General features: G+C 72.0%; 15 protein-coding genes. 11 read left to right on the top strand and 4 right to left on the bottom strand.

What is annotated here, in order from left to right; genetic code table 11:
* Positions 1-64 precede the first annotated feature (64 nt).
* Positions 65-1,387 carry an MFS transporter gene (locus tag MRBLML1_RS15610; protein WP_364517532.1) on the top strand — a complete coding sequence of 441 codons (1,323 nt, stop codon included), beginning with the start codon at positions 65-67 and terminating at the stop codon, positions 1,385-1,387.
* Here the strand turns inward: MRBLML1_RS15610 and MRBLML1_RS15605 are convergent.
* The 3 genes from MRBLML1_RS15605 to MRBLML1_RS15595 are packed head-to-tail and all read right to left on the bottom strand — an operon-like array spanning position 1,366 to position 4,633.
* On the bottom strand, positions 1,366-2,856 hold the full coding sequence (locus tag MRBLML1_RS15605) for a flavin-containing monooxygenase (RefSeq protein ID WP_364517530.1): 1,491 nt from the start codon (positions 2,854-2,856) through the stop codon (positions 1,366-1,368). The two genes, MRBLML1_RS15610 and MRBLML1_RS15605, sit on opposite strands and share 22 nt — an antisense overlap.
* Complete coding sequence (locus tag MRBLML1_RS15600; RefSeq protein ID WP_364517528.1) at positions 2,853-3,698, bottom strand: SDR family oxidoreductase; 846 nt, start codon at positions 3,696-3,698, stop codon at positions 2,853-2,855. Before MRBLML1_RS15600 ends, MRBLML1_RS15605 begins: the two co-directional genes overlap by 4 nt.
* The gene (locus tag MRBLML1_RS15595; protein WP_364517526.1) at positions 3,695-4,633 is read right to left on the bottom strand and encodes a patatin-like phospholipase family protein; all 939 of its coding nucleotides are present in this window, start codon (positions 4,631-4,633) and stop codon (positions 3,695-3,697) included. The genes MRBLML1_RS15600 and MRBLML1_RS15595 overlap by 4 nt, the downstream gene beginning before the upstream one ends.
* A gap of 84 nt (positions 4,634-4,717) precedes the next feature.
* Here MRBLML1_RS15595 and MRBLML1_RS15590 point away from each other — a divergent pair, with 84 nt between their 5' ends.
* The 5 genes from MRBLML1_RS15590 to MRBLML1_RS15570 all read left to right on the top strand — a co-directional run bounded on the left by MRBLML1_RS15590 (position 4,718) and on the right by MRBLML1_RS15570 (position 8,920).
* A complete protein-coding gene (locus MRBLML1_RS15590) occupies positions 4,718-5,347 on the top strand; it encodes a TetR/AcrR family transcriptional regulator (protein ID WP_364517524.1) in 630 nt (209 codons plus the stop codon).
* Between the two features lie 139 nt (positions 5,348-5,486).
* On the top strand, positions 5,487-6,506 hold the full coding sequence (locus MRBLML1_RS15585; protein ID WP_364517522.1) for a methionine ABC transporter ATP-binding protein: 1,020 nt from the start codon (positions 5,487-5,489) through the stop codon (positions 6,504-6,506).
* Positions 6,503-7,174, top strand: a complete 672-nt coding sequence (locus MRBLML1_RS15580) for a methionine ABC transporter permease (protein ID WP_364517520.1) — start codon at positions 6,503-6,505, stop codon at positions 7,172-7,174. The genes MRBLML1_RS15585 and MRBLML1_RS15580 overlap by 4 nt, the downstream gene beginning before the upstream one ends.
* Positions 7,175-7,221: 47 nt before the next feature.
* Entirely contained in the window at positions 7,222-8,154 is a 933-nt protein-coding gene (locus MRBLML1_RS15575) for a MetQ/NlpA family ABC transporter substrate-binding protein (RefSeq protein WP_364517518.1), read from the top strand.
* Between the two features lie 61 nt (positions 8,155-8,215).
* Positions 8,216-8,920 carry a M15 family metallopeptidase gene (locus MRBLML1_RS15570; protein WP_364517516.1) on the top strand — a complete coding sequence of 235 codons (705 nt, stop codon included), beginning with the start codon at positions 8,216-8,218 and terminating at the stop codon, positions 8,918-8,920.
* 9 nt (positions 8,921-8,929) lie between these two features.
* On the opposite strand, the gene MRBLML1_RS15565 is transcribed toward MRBLML1_RS15570, so the two are convergent.
* Entirely contained in the window at positions 8,930-9,775 is an 846-nt protein-coding gene (locus MRBLML1_RS15565) for a 3-methyladenine DNA glycosylase (protein WP_364517514.1), read from the bottom strand.
* An 88-nt stretch (positions 9,776-9,863) separates the two neighbouring features.
* On the opposite strand from MRBLML1_RS15565, the gene MRBLML1_RS15560 reads away from it, so the two are divergent.
* From MRBLML1_RS15560 to MRBLML1_RS15540, 5 genes are read left to right on the top strand one after another with little or no spacing between them, the layout of a single operon-like run.
* Positions 9,864-10,289: a hypothetical protein gene (locus MRBLML1_RS15560; protein ID WP_364517512.1), complete on the top strand. Its 426-nt coding sequence runs from the start codon at positions 9,864-9,866 to the stop codon at positions 10,287-10,289.
* Positions 10,235-11,890: an RCC1 domain-containing protein gene (locus MRBLML1_RS15555; protein WP_364517509.1), complete on the top strand. Its 1,656-nt coding sequence runs from the start codon at positions 10,235-10,237 to the stop codon at positions 11,888-11,890. Before MRBLML1_RS15560 ends, MRBLML1_RS15555 begins: the two co-directional genes overlap by 55 nt.
* A gap of 45 nt (positions 11,891-11,935) precedes the next feature.
* Positions 11,936-12,748: a fumarylacetoacetate hydrolase family protein gene (locus tag MRBLML1_RS15550; RefSeq protein ID WP_364517507.1), complete on the top strand. Its 813-nt coding sequence runs from the start codon at positions 11,936-11,938 to the stop codon at positions 12,746-12,748.
* Positions 12,745-14,214, top strand: a complete 1,470-nt coding sequence (gltX, locus tag MRBLML1_RS15545; RefSeq protein WP_364517505.1) for a glutamate--tRNA ligase — start codon at positions 12,745-12,747, stop codon at positions 14,212-14,214. Before MRBLML1_RS15550 ends, gltX begins: the two co-directional genes overlap by 4 nt.
* Positions 14,201-15,169: a CPBP family intramembrane glutamic endopeptidase gene (locus tag MRBLML1_RS15540; RefSeq protein ID WP_364517503.1), complete on the top strand. Its 969-nt coding sequence runs from the start codon at positions 14,201-14,203 to the stop codon at positions 15,167-15,169. The genes gltX and MRBLML1_RS15540 overlap by 14 nt, the downstream gene beginning before the upstream one ends.
* Positions 15,170-15,193: the final 24 nt, after the last annotated feature.

The following is a 15,193-nucleotide window of genomic DNA, read 5'->3' as shown; positions in this document are numbered from 1 at the left end:
GGGGGTCCGGGTCGATGTGGCCCGGCTCACACTCCTCGCCACGTACCACCCCGAGGAGTGATCCATGACCGACCGACCGACCCCGATGCGCCGTGTCGCCTTCGCGAGCTGCGCCGGGACCACCATCGAGTTCTACGACTTCTTCATCTACGGCACCGCGGCGGCGCTGGTGTTCCCGACCGTCTTCTTCCCGGCGCTCGGCGACTCCGCCGCCAGCGTCGCGTCCTTCGCGACCTTCGCGGTGGCCTTCGTCGCGCGACCGCTCGGCGCGATCGGCTTCGGCCACTTCGGTGACCGGCTGGGCCGCAAGCGCACGCTGATCAGCACGCTGCTGCTGATGGGCGCAGCGACCGTGGCGATCGGCCTGCTGCCGAGCGCCGCGTCGATCGGGGTCGCCGCGCCGGTCCTGCTCGTCACCCTGCGCTTCCTGCAGGGCCTCGCGGTGGGTGGGGAGTGGGCGGGCGCGACCCTGCTCGCGGCGGAGTACGCACCGCCCGGCAAGCGGGGGCTGTACGCCGCCTTCCCGCAGCTCGGCCCGGCGATCGCCTTCGCCCTCTCCAGCGGCACCTTCCTGCTGATCAACCGGCTCGTCGGCGAGACCAGCCCGGCGTTCGTGGAGTGGGGCTGGCGGGTGCCCTTCGTGATGAGCGCGCTGCTGGTGCTGGTCGGGCTCTACGTGCGGCTGAAGGTGGAGGAGACCCCGATGTTCCGCGAGAGCACGCGGACCCGGGCCAGCACCCGGGGCCCGCTCGCGGCCGCGCTCAAGCACCAGTGGCGCGAGATCGTGCTCGGCGGCGGTGCGCTGGCCATGCTGTTCGCCTTCTTCTACATCGGTACGGCGTTCCTGACGTCCTACGGCACGACCGTGGTCGGCCTCTCCCGCGCGACCGTGCTCACCATGGGCGTCGTGGGCGCCGTGGTCTTCGGTGCGCTGGTCACCCTCTCGGCCGTCTACAGCGACCGGGTCGGGCGCCGCAAGGTCGTCCTCGCGTCCTGCCTGGTGGCCGTGCCGTGGGGCTTCGTGCTCTTCCCGATCCTCGACCACGGCACCGCGACGTCGTTCGCGATCGGCCTGTTCGGCACGCTCGCGATCTTCGCGGTGTCCTACGGCCCGGCCGGGGCGATGCTGCCGGAGATGTTCCGCACCGAGTACCGCTACACCGGCGCCGGGATGGCCTACAACCTCGCCGGCGTCATCGGGGGCGGTACGGCGCCGTACCTCGCCTCCGACCTCGTCGAGGCCGGGCACACCAGCGCCGTGGGCTGGATGCTGGCGGCGTTCGGCGCGCTCAGCGTGGTGTGCGTGCTGCTGATGGCCGAGACCCGGCACCGCGCGATGAGCGCGGCACCGGGCCCCGTCGAGGATCAGGCGTTGCTGAACGCGTAGTCCTCCAGCGGGAAGCTGGTCGCCTCGCGGTGCGCCGACAGCGTGGACGTCGGCCGCAGCAGGACCGCCTCGCCGTGCTGGTTGTAGTAGTAGCTGCGCGCGGTCGAGCACTGCCCGGCGTTGAAGACGGAGTTGCCGAGGAGGCCGGTCATCCGGTCGAGGAATTCGGTGTTGGCCTCCTCGGTCACCTCGAACACGTCCGCGCCCTGCTTCGTCATCCCCTTCAGGAGCCGCTCCATGTGGGCCATCTGGGTCTCGATGGTGGTGAAGTAGGAGAGCCCGGAGTAGGAGTAGGGGCTGTTGAGGGAGAAGAAGTTCGGGAACTTCGGCACCGCGATGCCCTCGTAGGCGCTGAACCGGGTCTCGCGCCACCACTTGCCGAGGTCGCGGCCCTCGCGGCCGATGATCTCGATCGCCGGGAAGTTGGTGTCCCACAGGTTGAAGCCGGTGGCCAGCACCAGCACGTCGAGGTCGGCGCGGTTGCCGTCCTTCGTCACGATCCCCTGCGCGTCGACGTGGTCGATCGTCGTCGTCTCCAGGTCCACGTGGTCCTGGGTGAACGTGCGGAAGTAGGTGTTGGAGAAGGTCGGTCGCTTGCAGCCGAAGTCGTAGTCGGGCCACAGCTTCGCACGCAGCTCGGGGTCCTTGACCTGGCGCTTGAGGTGCGCGGCGCAGACCCGCTTGCCGATCTGGTTGGCGGCCGGCAGGTCGCGGAAGTGCAGGACCCCGGCGACCATGAGGAGCTCGAGGATCGACGTACCGACCAGGCGGGTGGCCTTCTGCGTGAGCGGGACCTTGGCGAACGCGCCGCGCACGACACCGGGCACCTTGCCGTCCATCTTCGGGCTCACGTAGATCGGCGTGCGCTGGTAGACCGTCAGGTGGTCGGCCACCTTCGCCAGCTCCGGGATCAGCTGCACCGCGGTCGCGCCGGTGCCGATGATGCCGATCCGCTTGCCCTTCAGCTCGATGTCGTCGTCCCAGCGGGTCGTGTGCACGACGGTGCCGGCGAAGTCCTCCACGCCGGGGATGTCCGGCAGCTTGGGCTGGGAGAGGAAGCCGGTCGCGGTGAGCAGGAAGCGGCCGGCGACGGTCTCGCCGCCCTCCAGCGTCACGTGCCAGGTCGAGGTCTCCTCGTCCCAGCGCGCGCCCTGGACGACGGTGTCGAAGCGCATGTGGCGGCGCAGGTCGTACTTGTCGGCCACGTGCACGGCGTAGGCCTTGAGCTCGGGGCCGGGCGCGAAGAGCCGCGACCAGTGCGGGTTCGGCTCGAAGGAGTAGGAGTACGTCGAGGACGGGATGTCCACGGCCAGGCCGGGGTAGCGGTTGACGTGCCAGGTGCCGCCCAGGTCGTCCTCGCGCTCGAGGATCACCAGGTCGTCGTAGCCGAGCTTCTTCAGCTGGATGGCGGCACCCATGCCGCCGAAGCCGGCGCCGACGATGACGGCGTCGTGGATGTGCGTGGTCATGAGTTGCTCCGATCGGTGGCGGCGTCGAGCCGGGCGGTGTACGCCGCGCGGGCGGCGGTGTCGGGGTGGAGGGCACGGTCGCCGCGGACGACCTTGCGGACGCGATCCATCAGCGGGACCGGGACGAGCGGGACGGTCGCGGCCAGCGCGCCGACGTAGCGGGGGACCGCGATCTCGGCGGCCCGGTTGCCGACCGAGCCGACCACGGCGCCGGCGATGTCGCTGGGCGCGACCTTGGGGATCGGCTTCATGTCGAAGCCGGAGGCGAGGTCGGTGTCGACCGCCGAGGGCAGCACGGCAGAGAGAGTGACGCCGTGCTCGGCCATCTCCAGCCGGGTCGCGGCGGTCAGCCCGACGACGGCGAACTTGCTCGCGTTGTAGACCGCGAGCCCCGGCACCGGGAACTTGCCGGCGAGCGAGGCGACGTTGACGACGTGCCCGCGGCGGCGCTCGACCATGCCGGGCAGCACGCGGCGCATGCCGTTGAGGACGCCCTGCACGTTGACCTCCATGGTCAGCCGGTCGACGGCCGGGTCCTGGTCGAGGAAGGCGCCGCTGGGCATCACGCCGGCGTTGTTGACCAGCACGTCGACCGGGCCGTGCTCGGCCTCGGCGGCGTCCACGAAGGCGTCGTACGACGCCCGGTCAGCCACGTCGACGCGGTGGGCCGAGGCGCCGATCTCGGCGGCGGTCGCCTTCGCGGTGGCGAGGTCGAGGTCGCCGATGGAGACCCGGGCGCCGCGGGCCAGGAACGCCTCCGCGGTGGCGCGGCCGATGCCGCGGGCGCCGCCGGTGATGACGACGTGGGCGCCGTCGAGGTCGATGGGGGTGGGCTTGGTCATCGGACGATCTCCAGGGTGCGCAGGCGGCGGGTGACGAGGGCCGGCGCCTGGTGGCGCGCGGTCGTGCGGACGTCGGCCAGGCGCTCGGCGTCCATGAAGTTGGCGCCCATCGCGCCGAGGTCGGCGCGGGTGGGCTCGATCCGGGAGACCCGGGCGCCGGCGGCGCGCAGCAGGGCGACCTCGCGGTCGACCCGGCGGGTCATCGGGTGGCGCAGCAGGCGCTCGACGCGGGCAGCGCCGCGGGCGGGTGCGCCGCCGTGACTGGACATCGGCGGAACGATGACGACCTCGTCGATCCGGCCGCTCGCGATCTCGGGCAGCAGCAGGTCGGCGGAGGTCGGGGAGACGGTGCCGCCGTCGAGCAGTGCCCGGCCGTCGACCTCGACCGGCGGGAACCAGCCGGGGATGGCCCAGGACGCGGCGATCGCCCGGCCCAGCGGCGGGCGCGGGGTGCCGGCCCGGCCGAGCGGGAGCCGTTCGCCGGTGCGGGCGTCCGCGGCGACCAGCCAGGTGTCGGGGTGCTCGACCCAACCGTCGTCACCCGCGAGGGTCGCACCGAGGTCGACCAGCCACTGGGCGTCGCCGTTGCCGCGCGGCAGCAGCCCGGCGAGGCCGGCGAGCACGTCGACCCGGCGGCGCAGCGCGGCGCGGGTCAGGCCCAGGCCGGGCAGGCCCGGCCGCGGGAGCCCGGGCAGCCTGCCCGGCGCGGCGGGGGAGGAGAGGTGCGCGGCGACCCGCGGGTCGGTGGCCCCGTCGATGGCGGCGCCGCTGACGCCGGCCCCCAGCAGCGCGACCAGCTCGGCGCCGGCCGACGTACCGACGAGGACCTCGGCGGTGCGCGGGTCCCAGCCCTGTCGCTCCAGCTCGGCGAGGACGGCGGCCGTCCAGGCGAAGCCCAGGGTGCCCCCGCACCCGATGACCAATGCGCGTCCCACGGAACCCCCAGCGAAGAAACGGAATGGAATGTCAGTTTCGGAACGTATCGTCATTCTCGGCCCGCTGCAATAGGCTGGGGCACCATGACGGCGGAAGTGGCGGGACTCTCACGGCTGGAGCGGCGCAAGGCCGAGACGCGCGCCGAGATCATCGACGCCGCCTTCACCTGCTTCGCCGAGCAGGGCTACCACGCCACCGGCATCGCCGACATCGCCGCGCGCCTGGGCATCGGGCACGGCACCTTCTACCGCTACTTCGAGAACAAGCGGGACATCGTCGAGCACGTCGTCGACGACCTGATCGGCCGGATCGTGGAGGCGCTCGGCGCCGACAACGCGCCGGACGCGGTGAGCACGCTGGAGGACTACCGCGCGCAGACCGAGCGGATCGGCACCGTGCTGGCGCGGATCTTCGACGAGGACCCGCGGATGGCCCAGCTGCTGGTCTCCGCGATCGGCATCGACGACGCGATGCGGGACCGGATGCTGGAGCTCTTCGAGGCGACGACGCCGATCACCGGTGCCTACCTGGCCCACGGGGTGCGCCTGGGCTACCTGCGGGCCGACCTCGACGTGGAGGCGACCGCCTTCGCGATCAACGGGATGATCCTCGGCTCGCTGCTGGCCGCCCTGCGCGATCCCTCGCCGGAGCGCCAGGCCCGGCTGAGCGCGGGCATCCGGGCGGTCATGTACGACGGCATCGCGGCCCGCTGAGCGGCCGCTCGCTGCAAGGCCCGGCTGATCGGGCGATCGGTCACGCCGTGGTCGCAGGTGACCTGGATCTCTGGCGCGCTCCCCGAAAGTCAATAAAGTCAGTCGAGAAACATTGACTGGCTGAACGAAGGGGGCCGCGATGATCGAGATCACCGGGCTCACGAAGTCCTACGGGAGCACGACCGTCCTCGACGGGATCGACCTCACCGTGGGCGAGGGGCAGATCGCCGCGGTCGTCGGACCGAGCGGCGCGGGCAAGAGCACGCTGGCGCGCTGCATCAACCTGCTCGAACGGCCCACCAGCGGCACCATCGCCGTCAACGGCCAGGACCTCACCCGGCTCTCGCGCCGCGACCTGCGCCAGGCCCGCCGCCAGATCGGCACCGTCTTCCAGTCCGCCAACCTGCTGCGCCGGCTCACCGCCGCACAGAACGTCGCCCTGCCCATGCGCCACGCCGGCCTCCCCGACGCGGAGGTACGGCGCCGGGTCGCCGACCTGCTCGACCGGGTCGGCATGCTGCACCGCGCCAACCACTACCCCTCCCAGCTCTCCGGCGGGCAGCGCCAGCGGATCGGGATCGCCCGCGGGCTGGCCCTCCAGCCCGCCGTCCTGCTCTCCGACGAGGCCACCTCCGGGCTCGACCCCGAGACCACCCGCGCGATCCTCGACCTGCTCACCGAGCTGCGCGACGACCTCGGCGTCACCATCTTGGTGATCACCCACGAGATGGACGTCGTGCGCTCGATCGCGGACCTCGTCGCCCAGCTCGACCACGGCCGGATCGTCGAGCAGGGCACCGTCGCCGACGTCGTACGACGCTCCGACTCCGCGCTCTCCCGGGCGCTCCTGCCGATGCCGCCCGTCCCCACCGACGCGGGCCTCCGGGTGTGGACCGTTCGCTACGAGGACGCCGCCGTCTCGCCGGTCTGGCTGGCCCAGGCCGGGCGCGAGCTGGACACCGACGTCGCGGTGCTCGCCGCGCTCGTCGAGGCGTCGGGGGAGAGCCCCGTCGGGCGGCTCACCCTCGGCATCGACCCACGCCTGGACGACCGTCGCGTGGTCGACGTGCTGGCCCGCCACGGCGTGGTCGCCGAGCCCGCCGACCGGGCGGTGCTGCGCGCGTTGCCCGCGGCCGCCGGGGCGGAGGGCGCGGCATGAGCGCGCTGCTCGCGACGCCCTGGCCCGACGTACCGGACCTGTTGCTGCCGGCGCTCGGCGAGACGTTCCGGCTCGTCGGGCTGGTCATGGTCGTCGTGGTCGCGCTGGGCGGCCCGCTCGGGCTGGTCATCTTCAACACCTCGCCGCTCGGCCTCTTCCCGAACCGCGTGGTGCACGTGTCGATCAGCTGGATCGCCAACCTGGGCCGCTCGCTGCCCTTCCTGGTGCTGATGGCGGCGCTGGTCCCGGTGACGATGGCGGTCTTCTCGACCACCATCGGCTTCAAGGCGGCGTTGATCCCGATGTCCGTCGCCGGCATCGCCTTCTTCGCCCGGCTCACCGAGAACGCCGTGCGGGAGGTGCCGCGCGAGCTGCTCGACGTCGGTCTCGCCGGCGGCAGCAGCAAGGCCCAGATCATCGCCTCGATCCAGCTCCGCGAGGCGCTGCCCGGTCTCGTGGCCGGGCTGACGCTCAACCTCGTCGCGATGATCGAGTACTCCGCGATCGCCGGTGCCATCGGCTCTGGCGGCGTCGGCTACCTCGCGGTCAACTACGGCTACCGGCGCTTCGACGACAACATCATGATCGCCTGCATCGTCGTGCTGATCGCGCTCGTCCAGCTGATCCAGTTCTCCGGCGACCGGATCGTCCGGGCGCTCACCCACTGAGCCCTCGCCCGCTTCACCCTGCTCTCGGCCCGTCGAAAGGAACCACCATGTCCACCACCCAGCAGCCCGGCAAGCGCGCCGCCGAGGACGCGAACGACGCCATCGACCTCGGCGGTGGCCGCCGGAGGTGGCTGTGGGCCGCGATCGCCGGCGTCGTCGTCCTCGCCCTCGCGGTGTTCCTCGTCCTCCGGTTCACCGGGGACGACGAGAAGGCCGTGGCGGGCAGCCACTTCGGCAACGACTTCAAGATCGCCTTCCAGGCCAGCAGCGCCTCGGAGAAGGCCTTCCTCGACTACCTCGACAAGGAGGTCGCGCCCGACTACGGCGTCACGATCGAGGGCGTCGGCATCGAGGACGGCAACCAGCTCGACCAGGCCACCGCCGACGGGCAGTACATCGCCAACATCTACCAGCACAAGCACTGGCTGAAGCAGGTCACCGACTCCACCGGGATGAAGCTCACCGCGCTCGGTGAGGTCTTCCAGTGGTCCTACTCGGTCTACTCGACCAAGTACGCCACCCTCGACGACCTGCCCAAGGGCGCCACCATCGCGCTCCTCAACGACCCCGCGAACACCGCGCAGGCGCTGTGGATCCTCCAGCGTGCCGGCAAGCTGACCTTCAAGGACGGCGTCGACCCGTGGGCCGCCACGGAGCAGGACATCGCCGACAACATCGGCGGCTACAAGTTCACCTACATGGAGTACGGCGCCGGCCCGCGCACCCTCGACTCCGTCGACGCGGTCGTCGACTACAACATGTCCTTCGTCGACGCCGGCACGCCCGAGAAGTACCGCATCTTCGAGCCGGACGCACCCAAGGAGTTCGCCGGACAGCTCGTCGTCGGCACGTCGTACCTCGACGACCCGCAGGTCGAGAAGCTGAAGAAGGTCTTCTTCGACAAGCGGGTCCAGCCCTACCTCGCCGACAACACCGACCCGAACCTCAAGGGCCAGCTCGCTCCGGTCTCCGCGGAGTGACATCTCCTCCCGCGGTGGGGGACAGTGGCAGGACCACTGTTCTCCACCTCGGGAGGAAACGATGCGTCGTACCCGTCTCGCTGCCGCCGTCCTGTCCGCCGTCGCGCTGACCACGCCCGGCATCCCGACCGCACAGGCCGCTCCGGCCCCCGTGGCTGCGGCCGCCGGGTCCGCCCACGCCGTACGGCTGCCGTTCGTCGCCGTCGTCACCCCGGTCCCACGGTCCTACCGCCCGAAGATGATCGGCGTCTCCTGGAAGCCCGGCTGCCCGGTCGCGATCGACGACCTGCGCATCGTCACCATGACCTACCGCGGCTTCGACGGCCGGGTCCACCTCGGCCGGCTCATGGTCAACCGCGACGTCGCACGCAGCGTCGTCCGCTCCTTCCGGGCCATGTACGCCGCGGACTTCCCGATCCGCCGGATGGAGCTGATCGAGTCCTACGACGCGTCCGACGACGCCTCGATGGCCGCCGACAACACCTCGGCCTTCAACTGCCGCCCGATCACCGGCACCACCGACCGCTTCTCCATCCACTCCTACGGCCGCGCCATCGACATCAACACCGTCGAGAACCCCTACGTGAAGGGCACCGCCGTCCTGCCGCCCGCCGGCCGGGACTTCCTGGACCGGACCGACGTACGCCCCGGGATGATCGTGAAGGGCGACGTCACCTACGGCGCCTGGACCGCCGAAGGCTTCGGGTGGGGCGGGGACTACGTCTCGCTGAAGGACTACCAGCACTTCGAGTACCCGCCGTCCTGAGCGGCACGGTCAGTCGATCGCGGCCAGCAGCCGCTCGCACTCCTCGGCCAACCGCGCCCGCAGCGGCGCACCCCTCTCGGCGAACCCCCGCTGCGCCTCGACGTACGACGCCTTGCCCTCGGCCGTCTCGATCGCGATCGGTTCGAAGCCCAGGTCCCGCAGGTCGTACGGCGCCGCCCGCATGTCCAGCGTGCGGATGTCCCAGGCGAGCTCGAAGCAGTCGGCGACGAGGTCGGAGCAGATCAGCGGGGAGAGCCGGAAGGCGTGCTTGTAGAGGTCCATCCCGGCGTGCAGGCAGGCGGGCTGCTCGAACAGGGCACGGTCGTCACGGCCGGGGCTCAGTGTGTTGAGGCCGCGGGCCGGGGGAGTGAAGAAGCGGTAGGCGTCGAAGTGGGAGCAGGCGATCCGGTGCCCCTCGACGACCTCGTCGGTGCCGGCGGGGCCCAGGCGCAGCGGCCAGTCGGCGTGGCGGGTCTCGTCCTCGGCGAGCCGGTAGACCATCGCCCACTCGTGCAGCCCGAAGCAGCCGAAGTGCGGCGTGCGCGCGGCGGTGGCGGTGAGCAGGCGGTGCAGGGTCTCCAGGAGCACCCGCTGCGAGCGCAGGTACGACGACCCGACGCCCACCCCGCCGTCGAGCACCTCGTAGCCCTTCAGCCCGGCGTGCTCGGCCGAGTCCAGGACGACGCCGTAGCCGGGGTGCCAGCGGCGCAGCTGGCTGGGCCGGTGGGCGTAGTAGGTGAAGAGGAAGTCGAAGACCGGGTGCTTCACGCGGGCCTCGCGGCGGGCGAGGTGCGGGGCGAGGTAGCGGTCGATCCGCTCGGCGTGCGCCGAGGCCCGGTCCTGCCACGTGCCCACGGGTAAAGGTTAGACGGTTCGACCGCGGGTGCCGTGGTCGCCGACCTACGGTGAGGACCCCCCACCGGCCCATCCCCCCGAGGTCCTCGTGCCCGTTCGTCTCGTCCGGCCGCTGCTCGCCGCCCTGCTCGCCGTCGCCGTCCTGACCGGCACGCCCGGCGCCGCGGACGCCGCCACCGCCCGTTCGCTCACCATCGCCGCGAGCCCCGCCACCGCGCTGCGCGGGACGACGGTCGCGCTCACCGGCCGGCTGACGCGCTCCCCGAAGGGCACGCCGCTGACCGTGCAGCGCAAGGTCGGCGCGAGGTGGGTCGGGGTCAAGGTGACCCGGACGACCACCAAGAACGGCACGTGGATCGTCCGGATCGCCGGCCCGCGACCGCGGGCGTCTCCTACTTCCGGGCCGTTGCCGCGCGGCGCGGCGCCCTCAAGGCCGCCACGTCCCGCGCCGTCGCCGTCGTGGCGCAGACGAAGGTCGCCGCGACCCTGGCGATCAGCCCGTCGACGGTGGTGACCGGCGTCCCGACCACGGTCACGCTGACCGGCAAGGTGAGCCCGTTCGCGGCCGGCACCCGGGTGGTCGTGCAGCGGCTGTCCGGAGCGACCTGGGTGACCCAGACGACCGCGATCCTCAACAGCTCGGGCGCCTTCACCGCCACGGCCACCGCCAGCGGTACGACGACCTACCGCGTCGTCGTACCGGCCTCGGGCGTCCGGCTGGCGACCGTCTCGCCGGCGCGCACCGTCAGCGGTGTGCCGGCCACGCCGGTCTTCGAGACCACCACGCTGCCCGACGGGATCGAGGGCAAGGCCTACGCCGCCGACCTCGACATGGTCGGTGACCCGCCGGGCACCTGGACGATCACCGGGCTGCCGGCCGGGCTGTCCTACAGCGCGAGCACCGGCGCCATCACCGGTACGCCGACCGCTGCCGGCACCGCGAGCCTCAACGTCCTCTTCACCCAGACCGCCAACGGCGTGGGCGCCGGCCTGGTGCTCGACCTCCGCGTCGACGCCCCAGCGACCGCCCCGGCTCAGGTGCGGCTCAGCGCCGGTGGCCAGCACGGCTGCCGGGTGAACACCGACCAGACCCTCGACTGCTGGGGCTACAACTTCGCCGAGCAGATCGCCCAGCCGCTCGTCCTGATGACGCCGTACGACGCCACGCCCACCCAGGTCGGCGCGGCCTCTGACTGGGTCGAGGTCTCCTCGGGCGGTGACTCGCAGTGGGCGCACACCTGCGGCATCCGCGCGGACCGCAGCCTGTGGTGCTGGGGCTCCAACCGCGACGGCGAGCTCGGCAACGCCAACGGCGGCACCGAGGACGTGCCGGTGCGCGCCGGCGCCGGCCGCAACTGGGCCACCGTCTCCTCCGGCTTCTCCCACACCTGCGGCGTCACCACCGACGGCGAGCTGTGGTGCTGGGGCGGCGGCTCTTTCGGCCAGCTCGGGCGGCCCGGGGGATCGGCCCCCGCACAGGTCGGCGTGCGCAGCGACTGGACGTCGGTCTCCGCGAGCTACACGCACACCTGTGCCACGACCACCGGTGGCGAGCTGTGGTGCTGGGGCTTCAACCCCCGCGGCCAGCTCGGCGACGGGAGCACCGACAGCTCGCCCACCCCGGTCCGCGAGGCCACCCTCGGCACCTCGTGGGCCTCGGTCTCGGTCGGCGCCGGCACCTCCTGCGCGCTGCGCACCGACGCCACCTTGTGGTGCTGGGGCTACAACGCCCACGGCGAGACCGGCACCGGCGCCGCCGGCACCGACCGACTCGCCCCGACCCAGGTCGGCACCGCCAGCGACTGGACCCAGGTCTCCGCGACCGGCTCCTCAGGCCAGGGCAACCACGCCTGCGCCGTCAACACCGGCGGCCAGCTGTGGTGCTGGGGCTACAACCTCTCCGGCGAGACCGGCGCCGACCCGGGCACCGACGTGCTCGTGCCGACCCGGATCGGCACCGACTCCGACTGGGCCTCGGTCGCCACCGGCGGCGCCATGACCTACGCCGCCAAGACCGGCGGCAGCCAGTGGGCCTGGGGCGCCAACGGCTACGGCCAGCTCGGCAAGGGCTTCGCCGACATCGGTGGCAAGACGCCGGTGGGCCTGCTGCCCTGAGTCGTCGCTGCGGGGATGAGCGCACCCGCCCGATAGGCTCGGCGGGTGCGCATCGTCAGATTCACGGCCGGCGACGAGCCGGCGTACGGCGTCCTGACCGGCGACCTCGACGAGTACGGCCAGCCGGCCGACGACGCGGTCGTGGTCGGTCTCGCCGGTGACCCGTTGTACGTCGGCATCAAGCTGCTGGAGAAGGAGCACCGGCTCGAGGACATCCGCCTGCTGGCGCCGGTCCTGCCGCGCTCCAAGGTGGTCGGGATCGGGCGCAACTACGCCGCCCATGCCGCCGAGCTCGGCAACGACGTCCCGTCCGAGCCGTTGATGTTCCTGAAGCCGAACACCAGCGTGATCGGGCCGGGCGACGCGATCCAGTACCCCCGCCAGACCCAGGAGCTGCACTACGAGGGCGAGCTGGCCGTCGTCATCGGGCGGATCTGCCGCGACGTGCCGGCCGAGCAGGCGACCGACGTCATCCACGGCTACACGCTCGCCAACGACGTGACCGCGCGCGACCTGCAACGCTCCGACGGGCAGTTCACCCGGGCCAAGGGCTTCGACTCGTTCTGCCCGCTCGGGCCGTGGATCGAGACCGACCTCGACCCGCACGACTTCAACCAGGGCCGCCGGGTGCAGACCTTCCTCAACGGCGAGGTCGTCCAGGACGGCACGACGGCCGACATGGTCTTCGACGTCCCCGCGCTCGTCGCCCACGTCTCCAGCGTGATGACGCTGCTGCCCGGCGACGTCATCCTCACCGGCACCCCCGAAGGTGTCGGCCCGATGCAGGTCGGCGACGAGGTGGAGATCTCCATCGACGGCCTCGGCACCCTCACGAACAAGGTGGAAGCACGCGCATGACCTCCAGCAACGTCCGCGTCCGGATGGCCCCCTCGCCGACGGGCAGCCCGCACGTCGGCCTGGTCCGCACCGCCCTGTTCAACTGGGCGTTCGCGCGCCACCACGGCGGCACCTTCGTCTTCCGCATCGAGGACACCGACAAGGAGCGCAGCACCGACGAGTCGCTCGCCTCGATCATCGACCTGATGCGCTGGCTCGGCCTGGACTGGGACGAGGGCCCGGAGGTCGGTGGCCCGCACGCGCCGTACTTCCAGAGCGAGCGCAGCGACCTGTACGCCGACGCGCTGGCCCGGCTGAAGGAGAACAGCCGCACCTACGACTGCTACTGCACCAACGAGGAGGCCGCCGCGCGCCGCAAGGCCGCCGGCTCCAAGGTGCAGGGCTACGACGGCTTCTGCCGCGAGCTCAGCGAGGAGCAGGTCGCGGCGTTCGTCGCCGAGGGCCGCAAGCCGGTCGTCCGCTTCCGGATGCCCGACGGCTCCATCACCTGGAACGACCTGGTGCGTGGCGAGGTCTCGTTCGAGACCGAGTTCGTCCCGGACTTCGCGCTGTGCCGGGCCAACGGCGACTCGCTCTACACGCTGGTCAACCCGGTCGACGACGCGCTGATGGAGATCACCCACGTGCTGCGCGGGGAGGACCTGCTGTCCTCGACGCCGCGCCAGATCGCGCTCTACGAGGCGCTGATCGAGGTCGGCATCGCGAAGGTGACCCCGGAGTTCGGGCACCTGCCGTACGTGATGGGCCAGGGCAACAAGAAGCTCTCCAAGCGCGACCCGGAGGCGCACGCGCTGGCCTACCGCGAGCAGGGCTACCTGCCCGAGGGCCTGCTCAACTACCTGGCCCTGCTGGGCTGGGCGATCGCCGCGGACCGCGACATCTTCTCCCTGGAGGAGATGGTCGAGGCCTTCGAGATCGGCGACGTGGTGGCCAACCCGGCGCGCTTCGACCTCAAGAAGTGCGACGCCATCAACGCCGCGCACATGCGGCTGCTCTCGCTCGACGACATCACCCACCGGGTGCTGCCCTTCCTGAAGAAGCAGGGCGTCGTGAGCGACCCGGTCTCCGACGCGGACGCCCAGCTGCTCGAGCTCGCCATGCCGCTGATCTCCGAGCGGATCAACAAGCTCGCCGAGGCGGGTGACCTGCTCGCCTTCCTCTTCGTCGACGAGGACGCCTTCGAGGTCGACGCCGAGGACGCGGAGAAGCAGATCGGCGAGGCCGGGATCCCCGTCCTGCAGGCGTCGTACGACGCGCTGGAGGGCCTGCCGGCGTGGTCGACCGAGGCGATCCAGACCGCCTTGCAGACCGCCCTGGTCGACGGCCTGGGGCTCAAGCCGCGCAACGCCTTCGGCCCGGTGCGGGTCGCGGTGACCGGCCGCCGGATCTCCCCGCCGCTCTTCGAGTCGCTCGAGCTGCTCGGCCGCGAGCGCAGCCTCGGGCGGCTGCGCCGTGCCCTCGGCTGAGCCCACGGGGCTGCGCTACGAGCGGCTCCAGGAGCGCGGACCGGCCGGGGCCTGGCGGCCGCTGGCCGGTGTCGCGCTGCTGGTCGCGCTCTTCGTCGTCGGCCAGGTGGTGGTCGTCAACCTGGTCGCCCTGGCGCTCTCGATCGGTGGCGACGGCTCCGCGGAGGTGAGCGACAAGCTGTCGGGCGAGGCGGCCACGCCGTCGTACCTCGCGGTGGTGAACCTCTCCTGGGCCGTCGCGATCCCCGCCGTGCTGCTCGTCGCCTGGCTGGTGCACCGGATGGCGCCCGGCTGGGTGGTCTCGGTCGCCGGGCGGCTGCGCTGGCGCTGGTTGCTGGTGTGCGCGCTCCTCGCCGCGGTCGCGCTCGGCCTGACCGTGCTGGTCTCCGCCGTGCTGCCCGACCAGGGCTCCGGCTCGCTCGACACCGGTGGCGGGCTGAACCCGTGGACCAGCGCCGTGCGTGACTTCGTGCTGGTCGTGGTGCTGCTGACGCCCTTGCAGGCGGCGGGGGAGGAGTTCGTCTTCCGGGGCTACCTCACCCAGGCGTGCGGCGGGATGACGGGCCGGCTGGGCGCGGCGGCGCGTGGGACGGTCGCGGTCGTCGTACCGGCGCTGCTGTTCGGGCTCGCCCACGGCCTCGGCCAGAACCTGCCGATCTTCCTCGACCGCTTCGCGTTCGGCCTCGTCGCCGGCGTGCTGGTCCTGCTGACCGGTGGCCTGGAGGCAGGCATCGCGATGCACGTCCTCAACAACTTCGTCGCCTTCGGCCTGGCGCTCGCGTTCGGCGACATGACCGAGGCGCTGACCCCCGGCGACGGCACGTGGTGGGCGCTCCCGGTCACCCTCACCCAGTCGCTGTCCTTCCTCGCGCTGGTCGCCTGGGCCGCCCGGAGGGGACGGATCGCGCGGCGCACCGAGGGGGGCATTTTGGAGGCGCACGGCGCTCGCGTGTAATGTCTACGCCGCAGACGCAGCGCC

The sequence above is a fragment of the Nocardioides sp. LML1-1-1.1 genome (assembly GCF_040676175.1).
In the GTDB taxonomy this organism is placed as follows: domain Bacteria; phylum Actinomycetota; class Actinomycetes; order Propionibacteriales; family Nocardioidaceae; genus Nocardioides.
This window is presented reverse-complemented; position numbering and strand designations above follow the sequence as displayed.